Below are 15,599 nucleotides of genomic sequence, written 5' to 3' on the forward strand. Positions count from 1 at the left end.
CGTCCCGAGATGACACGATAGGGATATGAAGCCACGCATTCTGGTTGTCGATGACGACACGGCTCTGGCCGAGATGCTCACCATCGTGCTCCGCGGGGAGGGCTTCGAGCCCTTCGTCGTCGGGGACGGCACGCAGGCGCTGACCGCGGTCCGAGAGATCCGCCCCGACCTGGTGCTCCTGGACCTGATGCTGCCGGGGATGAACGGCATCGACGTGTGCCGGGTGCTGCGTGCCGATTCCGGGGTCCCGATCGTGATGCTGACCGCCAAGACGGACACCGTCGACGTGGTGCTCGGGCTCGAGTCGGGTGCCGACGACTACATCATGAAGCCCTTCAAGCCGAAGGAGCTCGTGGCCCGCGTGCGGGCCCGGTTGCGGCGTACCGAGGACGAGCCCGCCGAGCTGCTCAGCATCGCGGACATCGTCATCGACGTGCCCGCCCACAAGGTCACCCGTGAGGGCCAGCTCATCGCCCTCACGCCCCTCGAGTTCGACCTCCTCGTCGCCCTGGCCCGCAAGCCCCGCCAGGTCTTCACCCGCGAGGTCCTGCTCGAGCAGGTGTGGGGATATCGCCACGCCGCCGACACCCGCCTGGTCAACGTCCATGTCCAGCGGCTGCGCGCCAAGGTCGAAACCGATCCTGAGAATCCCGAAGTGGTGCTCACGGTCAGGGGGTCGGCTACAAGGCCGGACCGCCGTGATCCGATTCTCTCGTACGCGGCGGCGTATCAACGGAACGTTCACGCCGCTGCTGCGCCGCTGCAAGGACCTGAGCCATTCGCTCGGGCACCTGTGGCGGCGTTCACTGCAGCTCCGGGTCGTGGTCTCGACCCTGACGCTGTCGCTGGTGGTCATCACCATTCTCGGCGTGGTGCTGACCAGCCGGATCACCGATCGGCTGCTCGAGGCGAAGATCACCGCCGCGACCGAGGAGATGGACCGTGCCAGGGGCGCCGTGCAGGCCGAGTTGGCGGGAGCCGACGACGGTACCTCGCTCGAGACCCAGCTCGACGGGGCGCGCGCGGCGCTGACGAACCGTGAGGGCGATGCGGGCGCGGCCTCGGGCGCGGCCGGTACCTTCACCCCCGTCCTGGTGGCACCGGCGGTGCCACCGCATCAAACCGAGTCCAGTGGGCCGATCGAGCAGATCCCGGACAACCTCCGTGAGTTCGTCAGGAGGGATCAGGTCAGCTACCAGTTCGCGACGGTCTCGGATCCGGAGGGCTACTCCGGTCCGGCGCTGATCGTCGGCAGTCCGGTGTCGTCCGACGTCGCCGGCCTGCAGCTGTACCTGGTGTTCCCGCTGGCGGCCGAGGAGAAGAGCCTGTCGCTGATGCGCGGCACCATGCTGATCGGCGGCGCGGTGCTGTTGGTGCTGCTTGCCGCGATCTCGATGCTGGTCGCCCGCCAGGTGGTTCTCCCGATCCGGTCGGCCTCGCGGATCGCGGAGCGCTTCGCGGACGGCAGGCTCAAGGAACGGATGCCGGTCCGCGGCGAGGACGACATGGCCAGGCTGGCCGTCTCCTTCAACGACATGGCGGAGAGCCTGTCCAAGCAGATCGCCCAGCTCGAGGAGTTCGGCAACCTGCAGAAGCGGTTCACCTCGGACGTGAGCCACGAGCTGCGGACCCCGCTGACCACCGTGCGGATGGCCGCCGAGCTGATCCACGACGGCAGTGCGGACCTGGATCCGGCGATGCGCCGTTCCTCCCAGCTGCTCGTCGCCGAGCTTGACCGGTTCGAGTCGCTGCTGAACGACCTGCTGGAGATCAGCCGCCACGACGCGGGCGTCGCCGAATTGTCCAACGAACAACTGGACCTGCGGATGAGCGCGCGGGCCGCGGTGTCGACGATCCGCCATCTCGCCCGCGAGTCCTCGACCGAGCTGATCCTCGATTTGCCGGACGAGCCGGTGATCGCGTCCGTCGATCCCCGCCGGGTCGAGCGCATCCTGCGGAACCTGCTCGCCAACGCGATCGACCACGGGGAAGGCAAGCCGGTGTTGCTGCGGCTGCGCGCCGATGCCGATGCGGCGGCGTTCATCGTGCGGGATCAGGGGATCGGACTTCGCCCAGGCGAGGAGAAGCTGGTGTTCAACAGGTTCTGGCGTTCGGACCCGTCCCGGGTGCGCCGCTCAGGGGGTACCGGGCTCGGCCTGGCCATCAGCCTCGAGGACGCGCGGCTGCACGACGGCCGACTCGAGGCGTGGGGCGAGCCGGGGGAGGGCGCATGCTTCCGGTTGACGTTGCCCCTTGTTCGCGGCCACAAGATCACCAGCAGTCCACTGCCGCTGAAGCCGTCGACCCGCAAACACGCCCAGGGACAGCCGATTCCGGGGACCGCCCGATCCGATGACGGGCTCGAGACGCGGAGCGAGTCGCTCGACCCGGACGAGGCGAGTAGCGTGCCGATGCTCAGGGAGCGGCCATGAGGGTACGGATCGCCGCGGCGCTGGCGTCGGTTTTCCTGCTTGCAGGCTGCGCCAGCCTCCCCGACTCGTCCACCCCGCAGGCGATCGGCACCATCGCGCCCAGCCCGGTCACCGGGGAGGTGCCGGTGCCGATGCCCGGCCGCGAGCCGAATCTGCTGCTGCGGGACTTCTTCGCGGCCAGCACGGACCCCGTGAACCGGCATGCCGCGGCGCGCCAGTTCCTGACCCCTGCCGCGGCGGAGCGCTGGGACGACGCCGCGAGCACGACGGTCGTCGACAAGGTGGATGTGCTCGAGGAACAGCGCAATGGCGACACCGCCACCTTCACCATCCGCGCGAACAAGGTCGGTCAGCTCGAACCAGGCGGTTCCTATCAGGCGACCGAGGGAAATTTCGAGGCCAAGGTCCACCTGCACCGAACCGACGGTCAGTGGCGGATCGACGAACTCCCGCCCGGCGTGATCATGGACCGGCCGCAGTTCCTCAAGACCTATCAGCGCAACGCCCTGTACTTCGTCGCTCCCGGCGAGAACATGGTCGTGCCCGACCTGCGCTGGATCTCGGCCCGCCAGGAGAATCTCCCGGAGCGGCTGGTGGACCTGCTCATCACCGGACCCAAGGCGGTGCTGGCGAACGCGGTCGAGAACGAGCTGGCGGGCCTGTCGCTGCGCGCGCCGGTCACCAAGGCAGATGGCAGGACCGAGGGCGTCGGCATCGGGTTCGGCGGCGTCCGCATCGACTTCCAGGGCGCACAGGGACTCGACCAGCACCAGCGCGAGCTGCTGGCGGCTCAGGTCGTGTGGACCCTCGCCACCGCCGAGATCTCCGGGCCGTACGTGTTGCTCGCGGACGGCAAGCCGCTCGACGAGCGGTTCCCGCAGGGATGGAGCACCGCCGACGTCGCCTCGACCAACCCGACCGCCTCGATGAGCGGGATCGTCGGGCTGAACGCACTGCGGGACGGGGCGTTGGTCAGCGTGACCGACACCGGCGTGTTGCCGAGGCCCGGCTACTTCGGCTCGGCGACGAGCCTCGAGTCGATCGCGTTGTCCCGCGACGGCAAATGGGCCGCAGGCGTGTCGGCCGCAGGACAGGCGTCCGGGACGGTTCGGACGCTGATGGCGGGCGCGATCGACGGTGACGCGGTGCCGCTGCTCCAGGGCGGTTCCATCACCAGGCCCACCTGGTCGCCCGACAACGCGTCCATCTGGGCCGTGGTGGACGGTTCCAGGGTGGTCCGCGCCGAGCGGGACCCGGCAGGCCAGATGTCCGTTCAGCCCGTCGACTCGGCCGCGATCGCGGGGCTTGGCGGTTCCATCACCGAACTGCGGCTGTCCCGAGACGGCGTGCGGGCGGCGATCATCGTCGACGGCAAGGTGTACGTGGCGACAGTGGAGCGGCGTCCGGACGGTCAGTACCAGCTCACGAATCCACGGCCGGCCGCGGTCGGTCTCGGCAGCCCGGCGGTGGCGCTGGACTGGAGTGGTGGCGACTCCGTGGTGGTGGTCCGGGCGGCGTCCGAGATCCCGGTGGTCATGGTGTCGCAGGACGGCTCCCGGATGGACGCGCTGCCGAGCCGGAACCTGACGTCGCCGGTGGACTCCGTCGATGCCTCCCCGACGACGGTGTTCGTCGGAGACGCGCGCGGGGTGTTCCAGCTCAACAACAACGACCCGGCGTCCGATCGATACTGGCGTGAGGTGCCCGGACTGACCGGGGTCAAGGCCACCCCCGTGCTGCCGGGCTGACTGTCGTAGCGCGGGTGCACACTGCGGTGCATGCGCGCGCTTGTCGACCTGATCCTGCCCCGCGAGTGCGGCGGCTGTGGGGCGGTGGGCACCGACTGGTGTGACCGCTGCCGGGCGGAGCTGTCGGGCGAGCCGGTGCGGCTCGCCCCCCGGCTCGATCCGGGGGTTCCGGCCTGGGCTCTGGGCCGGTACACGGGTCCGCGACGGAGCGCGGTGATCGCCGCCAAGGAGCGCGGACGCCGGGACCTGGCGCGGCCGCTCGGGCTCGCATTGGCCGGTGCTCTTGGGCGGCTTCGAGAGCTCGGCGAGATCGACCCGCCTGAACTCGCCGGATTGACCTTGGTGCCTGCGCCGACCCGGGCGAGGGCGGCGCGGGTGCGTGGGGGAGACCCGGTGACCCGGGCGGCGCTCGCGGCGGGGTCGGCGCTGTCGCCCGAACCGGTTGTGGTGTTGCCGATCCTGAAATTTGCTCGGGGAGTTAAGGATTCGGTCGGACTCTCGGCGCGGGCGCGCGTCGAGAACGTGTCGGGTCGGATCATGGTGGCCCCGGGTTCGCGAACCGGCCGGTCTGCTTGCGTGGTTCTCGTCGACGACGTTCTGACGACCGGGGCGACGGCCTCGGAGTCCGTGCGGGTCCTCGCCGGGAGCGGTGTCATGGTCGATGCCGTGCTTGTGATCGGCGCCGCATGAATCAATCGGGGAGAACGCTGGCACTCGCGTCCAACTCGGACTAGCGTCGCCAACACAACCGACGACACGGGCGGGAGGTGATACCCCAAACCTGGCGCCGGGCGGTCCCCTCCCGGCGCAGATCACCCGCCGACTGTCACCGCGGTGACTCGGCCGTAACCTGGAGGTACCGTGACGAACCCTTCAAAAGCCTCGGTTTTTTTCGAAGAAGAGACGGACTCGGCCGGGCAGCCTGACGGCCCGCGCGCCGACATTGTGGTGAAGGGCCGCAATGTCGAGGTCCCCGACCACTTCCGTGTGTATGTCTCAGAGAAGCTGGCTCGCCTCGAGCGCTTCGATCCCACGATCTACCTCTTCGACGTGGAGCTCTATCACGAGCGCAATCGACGGCAGGCCAAGAGCTGCCAGCGCGTCGAGATCACCGCCAGGGGCAAGGGCCCCGTCGCCAGGGCTGAGGCCACCGCCGACAGTTTCTACGCGGCATTCGAGGGCGTCACCACCAAGCTGGAGAGCAGACTGCGCCGCACCAAGGATCGGCGCCGCGTCCACTACGGCGACAAGACACCGGTCTCGGTGGCCGAGGCGACCGCGGCCCTCGCTGAGGACGATTCCCTGGCGATTTCGCCCGACCTGTCACTCGAATCCGAGACCGTGCCGCCCGACGGCCCAGGTCAGGTCGTGCGGACCAAGGTGCACACCGCAGCACCGATGAGCGTCGATGACGCCCTGTACGAGATGGAACTGGTCGGCCACGACTTCTTCCTGTTCCACGACAAGGAATCGGATCGGCCCTCTGTCGTCTACCGGCGACACGCGTTCGACTATGGCCTGATCCGACTGGCCTGACCCCGGTCGATTGAGTTAACGCCTACCATGGAGCCGGTTGGGAGAGAACTCTCCCGACCGGCTCCACCGTGTACACCACCTGCCCGCCGAGGATTGAGGACGTTTAAGCCCGTGCCGTCGTTGTCGCTTTCGAAGCTGCTCCGTGTTGGTGAAGGTCGCATGGTCAAGCGGCTCAAGCACATCGCCGAGCACGTATCCACCCTCTCGCCCGACGTGGAAGCCCTGTCCGACGCCCAACTCCACGCGAAGACGGCGGAGTTCCGGGAGCGGTACGCCCGCGGGGAGACCCTCGACGAGCTGCTGCCCGAGGCGTTCGCAGTGGCAAGGGAGGCTTCCTGGCGGGTGCTCGGCCAGAAGCACTACACCGTTCAGGTCATGGGCGGTGCGGCGCTGCACTTCGGGAACGTCTCCGAGATGAAGACCGGTGAGGGCAAGACCCTGACCTGTGTGCTCCCGGCCTACCTCAACGCGATCGCGGGCGACGGCGTGCACGTGGTCACGGTCAACGACTACCTGGCCAAGCGCGACTCCGAGTGGATGGGCCGTGTGCACCGCTTCCTCGGCCTCGACACCAGCGTGATCCTGTCGGGGATGACCCCGGCCGAGCGGCGCGCGGCGTATGCGGCCGACATCACATACGGCACCAACAACGAGTTCGGCTTCGACTACCTGCGCGACAACATGACGCACAGCCTCGACGACCTGGTGCAGCGCGGCCACAACTTCGCTATCGTCGACGAGGTCGACTCGATCCTCATCGACGAGGCCCGTACGCCGCTGATCATCTCCGGTCCGGCCGACGCCTCCAGCAAGTGGTACGGCGAGTTCGCCCGCATCGCGCCGCTGCTCAAGCGCGATGTGCACTACGAGGTCGACATCAAGAAGCGCACTGTCGGCGTGCACGAGGCGGGCGTCGAACTCGTCGAGGATCAGCTCGGCATCGACAACCTCTACGAGGCCGCGAACTCGCCGCTGGTCAGCTACCTGAACAACGCGGTCAAGGCCAAGGAGCTCTACCAGAAGGACAAGGACTACATCGTCCGTGACGGCGAGGTCATCATCGTCGACGAGTTCACAGGACGCATTCTGGTCGGCCGCCGCTACAACGAGGGCATGCACCAGGCCATCGAGGCCAAGGAAAAGGTCGAGATCAAGGCCGAGAACCAGACCCTCGCCACGATCACCCTGCAGAACTACTTCCGCCTCTACGACAAGCTCTCGGGCATGACCGGTACGGCCGAGACGGAGGCCGCCGAGCTGCACCAGACCTACGGACTCGGCGTGATCCCGATCCCGACGAACCGTCCGATGGTCCGCGTCGACCAGGGCGACCTGATCTACAAGACCGAGGAGGCGAAGTTCGCCGCCGTCGTCGACGACGTCGTCGAGCGCCACCAGCAGGGTCAGCCCGTCCTCATCGGCACCACCAGCGTCGAGCGCTCCGAGTACCTGTCGAAGCAGTTCACCAAGCGCGGCGTCGCGCACAACGTCCTCAACGCGAAGTTCCACGAGCAGGAGGCGACCATCGTCGCCGAGGCCGGCCGCACCGGCGCGGTCACGGTCGCGACCAACATGGCCGGCCGTGGCACCGACGTCGTGCTGGGCGGAAACCCGGACATCCTCGCCGATCTGCACCTGCGTAAGCAGGGGCTGGACCCCGTCGAGACCCCCGATGAGTACGAGGCCGCGTGGGAGCCCGCACTCGAAGAGGTCAAGGCCCAGGTCAAGGCGGACGCGGAGGACGTGCGCGCGGCAGGCGGGCTCTACGTGCTCGGCACCGAGCGGCACGAGTCCCGCCGCATCGACAACCAGCTCCGAGGCCGGTCCGGCCGCCAGGGCGACCCGGGCGAGTCCCGCTTCTACCTGTCGCTTGGCGACGAGTTGATGCGACGGTTCAACGGCGCCGCACTCGAGTCGATCATGACGCGCCTCAACCTGCCCGACGATGTGCCGATCGAGGCGAAGATGGTCTCGAAGGCCATCAAGAGCGCCCAGACGCAGGTCGAGCAGCAGAACTTCGAGATCCGCAAGAACGTCCTGAAGTACGACGAGGTGATGAACCAGCAGCGCACGGTCATCTATGCCGAGCGTCGCCAGATCCTCGAGGGCGAGGACATGGAGGGCCAGGTCGAGGGCATGATCACCGACGTGGTCACCGCCTACGTCGACGGTGCCACCGCCGAGGGCTACGTGGAGGACTGGGACCTCGAGCAGCTGTGGACGGCGCTCAAGACGCTGTACCCGGTCGGCATCGACCACAAGGAGCTGACCGGCGAGACCGAGATCGGCGAGCGCGGCGATCTCACTCGTGAGGAACTGCGCGATGCGCTGCTGGCGGACGTGCGGGCGGCCTACGACGCGCGCGAGCGACAGATCGACGAGATCGCAGGCGAGAACGGGATGCGTGAACTCGAGCGTCGCGTGCTGCTGTCGGTTCTCGACCGCAAGTGGCGTGAGCACCTCTACGAGATGGACTACCTCAAGGAGGGCATCGGCCTGCGGGCGATGGCCCAGCGTGACCCGCTGGTCGAATACCAGCGCGAGGGCTTCGACATGTTCACCGCGATGCTGGAGGGGCTGAAGGAGGAGTCGGTCGGATTCCTGTTCAACCTGCAGGTCGAGGCCGCACCCGCGGCCGAACCGGAGCATTCGGGTTGGACGGCCGCCGCCACCGCGGCACGTCAGGCGCCCGCCGCGCTGCCGACCGAGGAGCCGGCTCCCGCGGCCCCGGCCGCGCCTGCAGCGCTGCGTGCCAAGGGACTCGATGCGTCGGAGGAGACCAGGCTGACCTACTCGGGTCCGGCCGAGGACGGCAACGCTCAGGTCCGCCGGACCGCCGCGGGTGCGGGCGAGGGTTCCCGGCGCGAGCGCCGACAGGCCGGACGGTCCAAGCGCAAGAAGTGACCGGCCTCAGCCGACCTGAAGTGATGTGATACGCCAGCCGCCCCAACCGAGGGCGGCTGGCGTGCGTTCGAGGCGGGCCGCGACGGCGAACATCCGTTGCCCGCGTGAGTAGCTGCCGAACACCTCGGCGGAGTCGGCACCGCTCGGTCGCAGGTGCACCCGGCCCAGGCACGCGACGCCGAGCCCGCGGGCGGGCAGGGGCGCTGGGCAAGCGTGCCGACGAGGCCGACCAGCGCGGGCGCCAGCAGCGGCCGCAGCTGTGCTGGGGGCCGCCGACGGTCGAGTACCTCGAGCGTCAGCCGGAGGGCGTGCTCGGCGAACCGTTGCGCCTCGGGGTCGATCGCCACGGCCTCGGCCGGTGGCCTCCCGCGACCGCTGACGGGGGATCGACCGTTGTGCGGCGAGCGGGTCGGAGCGCGGTGTGCGCCGGCTCGAGACTCCGTCCGGCCCGCGATGGGCGGTTCGCATCGCGGGGCATGGGTCAAGAACCTGTGGGTGTCACGCATGGGGGACGTCTCCTGTCTCGACGGGCGGCTCGTGACGAGTCGCCGGGCAGCGGTGCCGAGTCCGAGGAGAGGCCGGACGGACTGAAGGATTGCACGGATCAGGAAGCGGCGCGCGGGTTCTCGCGAACCTCATCGCGCGCGGATGTTCCCGGAGCCATAGGGTGGGCGGATGCAAGGGTTGGTGGTGGACTTCGGCGGCGTGCTGGCCGGGCCGGGCTCGGACCGCGCGGGACTGACCGCGATCATCGGGGCACTGCGCGCGGTCGGGGTCCGCTCGGCCATCCTCAGTAGCGATCCCGGCGGGCAGGCGGGCGCCGACCTGCGCGGGCTCGGCGACGGGGTTCTTGTCGACGAGGTGGTGCTCTCCGGCGACGTCGGATTGGCCAAGCCCGACCCTCGGATCTACCGGCTGACCGCGGATCGTCTTGGACTGGCGCCGGTGGACTGCGTGTTCGTCGACGATCTCGCGGTCAACGTCCGCGGCGCCGCCGCGTCGGGGATGGTCGGGGTACACCACGTGGACCCGGAGACCACGGCAACGGAACTACGGATACTCTTCGATCTCGGGCAGGGGGTGCCGGTGCAATGGTGAACAGGTTGACCACACTCGACGCGTCGTTCTATTTCCTCGAGGCGAGCAACACCCCGATGCATCTCGGTTCGCTGTCGATCCTGCAGCCGCCGCGGTCGGGCCTCGACTACGAGGACCTGCTGACCCGCGTCGAGAACCGGCTCGCGCTGGTGCCGCGATACCGGCAGCGGGTGCGGGAGGTGGCGTTCGGTCTCGCCCGTCCGGTGTGGGTGGACGACAGGGACTTCGACATCACCTATCACGTCCGGCGTTCGGCGCTGCCGAAGCCGGGGTCCGACGAGCAGTTGCACGATCTGGTGGCGCGGCTGACCTCGCGACCGCTGGACCGGTCCCGGCCGCTGTGGGAGATGTACCTGGTGGAGGGGCTGTCGAAGAACCGGGTGGCGATCTTCACCAAATCGCACTCCTCGCTGGTGGACGGCGAGCATGCGCTCGAGATCGGTCAGGTGCTGCTCGACCCGACGAAGACGCCGCCGCCGCCGATCGAGGAACTGTGGATGCCGCGTCGCGAACCGCGCGAGGCGGAGCTGGTGCTCGACGCCGTCGCGGAGATGGTCGCGCGCCCGAGCGAGGGTGCGGCCACTCTCCGGATGGCGGTCGGCGACCTGATCGGGACGGCGGCCGAGGTGGCAGGCAACATCGCCGCTGTGGTCCGGACGGCCGCGCACACGGCGCCCACCAGCCCGTTGAACGCGCCGATCTCCCGGAACCGGCGATTCGCGGTCGCGAAGACGTCCCTGGCGGACTACCGGGCCGTCCGCGACAAGTACTCGTGCACGGTCAACGACGCGATCCTGGCGGTGCTGACCGGGGCGCTGCGGAACTGGTTGCTGTCCCGTGGTGAGCCGGTCACCGCGTTCACCACGGTGCGTGCGTTGGTGCCGATGGCGGTCGATTCCGGTGTCGCCGAGCGCGGGGTGTCCTCGTTCCTTGTCGACCTGCCGGTGGGGGAGCTGAACCCGGTGGTGCGGCTCTCGCACATCGCGCACGCCACCGAGGCGCACACGAAGCAGAACAGGTCGGCCGCGCTGCCGCTGGCCCGGATGTCGGGTCTCGCGCCCGCGACCCTGCACGCGATGGGCCTGCGGGTGGCCAGTGGTCTCTCGCAACGGGTGTTCAATCTGATGATCACCAATGCGCCCGGCCCGCAGTCCCCGCTGTACCTGGGCGGTGCGAAGGTCCTCGAGATGTATCCGGTGTCGCCGTTGCTGAAGAATCAGACGCTCAGTGTGGGCCTGACGTCATATAACGGCCACGTCTACTACGGTTTGAATGCCGACCGCGATGCGATGTCCGACGTGGATGTGGTGACGGCGCTTCTGTACGAGTCGCTCGAGGAGCTGTTGGATGCCACTACATAAGGATTACGCATGAGGGTCTACATCCCGGCGACCATCGCGATGTTGCAGAGGTTGGTCGCGGACCAGGAGTTCGATCCGGTGAGCCGCACCGCGTTCGCGGTCACCCCTGCGCTTCGCGAGGCGTACGCCTCCGGCGACGACGACGAGCTGGCCGAGGTCGCGATGACGGAGGCGGCACGTGCCTCACTGCGGCTGCTGGCCGCCGAGGACGACGACGAGGGCGCCGCGAGCATCCAGCGCCGCGCGGTGATCGCCGCGGACGTGGACGAGGCGAAGCTGCGGCCCGATCTCGACGACGCCGTTGTCCGCTTGGCGGCGCCGGTGACCCTGGCCGAGGTGGCGTCGGTCCATGTCGATCTCGCGGAGGCGGAGCTGGCGATCGCCAAGGCGGTCGAGGCGATCGACGCGGCCGATCTGGGTGATGCGGACGCCGAGTTCGTGCTCGGTGACGCCGAGGATCACGAGTTGGCCTGGTATGCCACCCAGGAGCTCGCATTCTTACTCGATCTGTTGTGACGGTCCGCGTGACAGCAGGGCACGCGTGTAGGTAACCTACGGTTCCGTAACCTACGCGAGTGGATGGATTGTTGATGGGTTTGAGGAACTGGCTCGAGGCGCCTGCTGCCGATATCTCGGCGCCCCGCCGGCCGAAGCTGAACATGCTGCGCGGAGCGGTGACGCGGGTGACCACGCCCCTGCTGCCGGACGACTTCCTGCACCTGGCGAACCCGCTGTGGTCGGCACGCGAGCTGCGCGGCAAGGTCATCGAGGTCCGCAAGGAGACCGCGGACTCGGCAACCCTCGTGATCAAGCCCGGGTGGGGCTTCGACTTCGACTACCAGCCGGGCCAGTACATCGGCATCGGCCTGCTCGTGGACGGACGTTTCCACTGGCGGTCGTACTCGCTGACCTCCCCGCCGAACTGGGAGAAGAAGCGGATCTCGATCGCGGTCAAGGCGATGCCGGAGGGCAAGCTGTCGAGCCACCTGATCAACGGCGTCCCCTCGGGAACCGTGATCCGGCTGGCCGCGCCGCAGGGCAACTTCGCGCTCCCGGAGCCGCCGCCGGAGAAGATCCTCTTCCTCACCGCGGGCAGCGGCATCACCCCCGTGATGGCGATGCTGCGCGCGATGGTGCGCCGCGACGAGCTGCCGGACGTGGTGCACGTGCATTCCGCGCCGACCGCCGAGGACGTGATGTTCGGCGAGGAGTTGTCGGCGCTGCACGAGTCGCATCCCAATTTCGTCTCCCAGGTCCAGCACACCAGGACCGGTGGCCGGTTCCGGCTGGCGGACCTCGACGCGCTGTACCCGGATTGGCGTGAGCGGCAGACCTGGGCGTGCGGGCCGACGCCGATGCTCGACGAGATCGAACGCGTCTGGCAGGAGGAAGGTCTCGCCGACCGGCTGCACACCGAGAGGTTCGCGATCTCGCGCGCGGACGACGCCGGGCAGGGCGGCACGGTGACCTTCACCAAGACGGGCCGCAGCATCGAGATCGACGGTGCGACCACCCTGCTCGAGGCCGGAGAGAAGGTCGGGGTCCAGATGCCGTTCGGGTGCCGGATGGGAATCTGCCAGACCTGTGTGGTTCCGCTCGTCGCCGGTCACACCAGGGATCTGCGGTCCGGGCGCGAACACGGTGAGGGCGAGCGGGTGCAGACCTGCATCGCTTCGGCTGCTGGTGACTGCACCTTTGACCTCTAGGTTTTTCGTCATCTCGAGTTCACGGATGTCGGCTATCGTTGTCGGTATCGGATACGCCGCGGGGCCTCCGCAGGCAATCTACTTATCCCCATCGGAGGGCCCTGATGGCCATCACGGACATCAAAGAATTCTCACACCTCACCGAAGCCGACATCGAGGCGCTCGGGCGCGAACTCGACGAGATCCGCCGCGATATCGAGGATTCGCGCGGTGAGCGCGATGCGCGATACATCCGCAATGTCATCCGGCTCCAGCGCGTTCTCGAGGCCGGTGGCCGGCTGACCCTGTTCGGCAGCAAGTACCGGCCGGCCTGGTTCGCGGGCACCACCATGCTGGCCCTTGCCAAGTGCATCGAGAACATGGAGCTCGGCCACAACGTGGTGCACGGACAGTGGGACTGGATGAACGATCCGGAGATCCACTCCACCACGTGGGAGTGGGACATGACCGGTCCGACGTCGCAGTGGAAGCGCGCGCACAACTACTCGCACCACACGTACACCAATATCGTCGGGATGGACCATGACGTGGGATTCGGGATCCTCCGGATGACCCGCGATGAGCCGTGGCGACCGATCAACCTGATGCAGCCCGCGGCAAACGTACTGCTCGCAACCACCTTCGAGTGGGGCATCGCGATGCACGACCTCGGGAGCGCCAAGGCCGAGGACCTCAAGCGCGGCGGCGCCAACGTCGCCCAGCTGAATCGGGAGTTCTACGCGAAGGCCGCCAAGCAGGTCACGAAGGACTTCGTGCTGTTCCCTGCGCTGACCGGTCCGGCGTGGAAACACACCCTGGCCGCGAACGCGACCGCGAACCTCGCCAGGAATCTGTGGCGTACGCGGTGATCTTCTGCGGGCATTTCCCGGACGGGGCGGAGAAGTTCACCGTCGAGCAGTACCGCAACGAGACGAAGCCCGAGTGGTACCTGCGGCAGATGCTCGGCAGCGCCAACTTCAAGGCGGGCCGGGTGATGGCGTTCATGAGCGGCAACCTCAGCTTCCAGATCGAGCACCACCTGTTCCCGGATCTGCCGAGCAATCGACTCCGTGAGGTGTCGGTCCGGGTGCAGGCGTTGTGCGACAAGTACGACCTGCCGTACACGACGGGCTCGCTGGCACGCCAGTACCTGTTGGCGCTCAGGACGATTCACAAGCTGGCCCTGCCGGACCGGTTCCTGACGGCCACCTCCGACGATGCGCCGGAGACCAGTTCTGAGCGCAAGTTCCGCTCGGAGGGCTCGCTGAATCCGCTTCGGGTCGACCCGGTCACCGGCAGACGCAGCGGTCTGAGGTCGGCGCTGCGGGAGCTGCGAGACCGCCGCCGCTGAGCTCTCCCCGTGAGTTGGGTCACACCTCGCTCCAGGTAACCTACGCAGCCGTAACTTACGGTACGGTAGGTCGGAACCAAGGGAAATGATCGACTGCGGGGAGAGCCGGAATGGCGATTGCGGACGTCAAGGAATACGCGCACCTTACCGAGGCGGATGTGGAAGCGCTCGGTATCGAGCTGGACGCGATCCGCCGCGACATCGAGGAGTCGCGCGGCGAGCGGGATGCCCGCTACCTGCGCAACACCATCCGCCTGCAGCGCGGCCTCGAGGTCGCGGGCCGGGCCGTCCTGTTCGGCAGCCGAAAGCGCCCGTTGTGGCTGCTGGGTGCCGGGCTGCTCGGCACGGCGAAGATCATCGAGAACATGGAGCTCGGCCACAACGTCATGCACGGCCAGTGGGACTGGATGAACGATCCCGAGGTGCACTCGAGCACCTGGGAGTGGGACGTGGTCGGACCGTCTGCGCACTGGAAGCAGACGCACAACTACCTGCACCACAAGTACACCAACATCCTCGGCATGGACGACGACGTGGGATACGGCCTGCTCCGTGTCACGCGGGACCAGCGATGGAAGCCGTTCAATGCAGGCAACATCGCGTACAACACCGTGCTGGCCTTGTTCTTCGAGTTCGGCATCGCCGCGCAGCACGTCGAGCTGGGCAAGGTCGCCATGGGACGCGACGACCGCGCCGAGACCAAGCGCAAGCTACGCGAGGTCGGTGAGAAGGTCGGCAAGCAGCTCGCCAAGGACTACGTCCTGTTCCCGGCCCTGACCGGCAAGGCGTGGAAGTCGACGATGACCGCGAACCTGACCGCGAACATGATCAGGAACGTGTGGACCAACGCGGTGATCTTCTGTGGACACTTCCCTGACGGCGCCGAGAAGTTCACCAAGGACGATGTCGACAACGAGACCCAGGCCCAGTGGTACCTGCGGCAGATGCTCGGCAGCGCCAACATCAGCGGCGGCCCGGTGATGGACTTCATGACCGGCAATCTCAGCTACCAGATCGAGCACCACATCTTCCCCGACCTGCCGTCGAACCGGTACGCCGAGATCGCGGTGCGGGTGCGGGCGCTCTGCGACAAGTACGACCTGCCGTACACCACCGGCCCGCTGCTGGTTCAGTACGCGAAGGCCTGGCGGACGATCGCCAAGCTGTCACTGCCCAACCAGTACCTGCGCGACACCACCGACGATGCGCCGGAGACTGCCTCGGAGCGCAAGTGGGAGGGCACCCAGGCGGTGTTGACGGTGGATCCGGTCACCGGCCGTAGTCGCGGTCTGCGCACCGCCATCCGTGAGGCGAAGAAGCGCAGGACCGTGCGGGGACTGTTCTCCCGCTGAACTGATCTGTGGAAGGTGACGTGAGTGCCCCGCGGTGACGGGGCACTCACGTCACTTTGCTTTGCTAGGACCCGACCAATGCCGAGCCGGTGTCGAGCAACGTTCCGAAAATGCTCTGGATGTCGCCGATGA

General features: G+C 67.9%; 10 protein-coding genes and 2 pseudogenes. All 12 read left to right on the plus strand.

All coding sequences use genetic code 11. The features are described 5' to 3' along the window. Window positions 1-25: 25 nt before the first annotated feature. A pseudogene (gene mtrA, locus BTZ20_RS08230) lies at window positions 26-702 on the plus strand (MtrAB system response regulator MtrA). Beyond that, window positions 699-2,432 carry an MtrAB system histidine kinase MtrB gene (gene mtrB / locus BTZ20_RS08235; RefSeq protein WP_077041025.1) on the plus strand — a complete coding sequence of 578 codons (1,734 nt, stop codon included), beginning with the start codon at window positions 699-701 and terminating at the stop codon, window positions 2,430-2,432. Before mtrA ends, mtrB begins: the two are co-directional and overlap by 4 nt. Further along, on the plus strand, window positions 2,429-4,180 hold the full coding sequence (lpqB, locus tag BTZ20_RS08240; RefSeq protein ID WP_077041026.1) for an MtrAB system accessory lipoprotein LpqB: 1,752 nt from the start codon (window positions 2,429-2,431) through the stop codon (window positions 4,178-4,180). Before mtrB ends, lpqB begins: the two co-directional genes overlap by 4 nt. 30 nt (window positions 4,181-4,210) lie before the next feature. Then, the gene (locus tag BTZ20_RS08245) at window positions 4,211-4,870 is read left to right on the plus strand and encodes a ComF family protein (RefSeq protein WP_077041027.1); all 660 of its coding nucleotides are present in this window, start codon (window positions 4,211-4,213) and stop codon (window positions 4,868-4,870) included. A gap of 171 nt (window positions 4,871-5,041) precedes the next feature. Then, on the plus strand, window positions 5,042-5,716 hold the full coding sequence (hpf, locus tag BTZ20_RS08250; protein ID WP_077041028.1) for a ribosome hibernation-promoting factor, HPF/YfiA family: 675 nt from the start codon (window positions 5,042-5,044) through the stop codon (window positions 5,714-5,716). Between the two features lie 111 nt (window positions 5,717-5,827). Further along, entirely contained in the window at window positions 5,828-8,620 is a 2,793-nt protein-coding gene (gene secA / locus BTZ20_RS08255; protein ID WP_077041029.1) for a preprotein translocase subunit SecA, read from the plus strand. Window positions 8,621-9,295: 675 nt separating this feature from the next. Next, a complete protein-coding gene (locus tag BTZ20_RS08265; RefSeq protein WP_077041030.1) occupies window positions 9,296-9,718 on the plus strand; it encodes an HAD-IA family hydrolase in 423 nt (140 codons plus the stop codon). Then, window positions 9,712-11,079: a WS/DGAT/MGAT family O-acyltransferase gene (locus BTZ20_RS08270; protein ID WP_077041031.1), complete on the plus strand. Its 1,368-nt coding sequence runs from the start codon at window positions 9,712-9,714 to the stop codon at window positions 11,077-11,079. The genes BTZ20_RS08265 and BTZ20_RS08270 overlap by 7 nt, the downstream gene beginning before the upstream one ends. Window positions 11,080-11,088: 9 nt before the next feature. Continuing rightward, window positions 11,089-11,595 (plus strand): DUF6912 family protein, encoded by a 507-nt coding sequence (locus BTZ20_RS08275; protein WP_077041032.1) that lies wholly within the window; start codon window positions 11,089-11,091, stop codon window positions 11,593-11,595. Between the two features lie 74 nt (window positions 11,596-11,669). After that, entirely contained in the window at window positions 11,670-12,785 is a 1,116-nt protein-coding gene (locus tag BTZ20_RS08280) for a ferredoxin reductase (protein ID WP_077041033.1), read from the plus strand. 104 nt (window positions 12,786-12,889) lie between these two features. Continuing rightward, window positions 12,890-14,115: pseudogene (locus tag BTZ20_RS08285) on the plus strand (fatty acid desaturase family protein). Window positions 14,116-14,225: 110 nt separating this feature from the next. Continuing rightward, window positions 14,226-15,467 carry a fatty acid desaturase family protein gene (locus tag BTZ20_RS08290; protein ID WP_077041034.1) on the plus strand — a complete coding sequence of 414 codons (1,242 nt, stop codon included), beginning with the start codon at window positions 14,226-14,228 and terminating at the stop codon, window positions 15,465-15,467. Window positions 15,468-15,599: the final 132 nt, after the last annotated feature.

It is taken from the genome of Rhodococcus sp. MTM3W5.2 (assembly GCF_001984015.1).
Lineage (GTDB): Bacteria > Actinomycetota > Actinomycetes > Mycobacteriales > Mycobacteriaceae > Rhodococcus_G > Rhodococcus_G oryzae.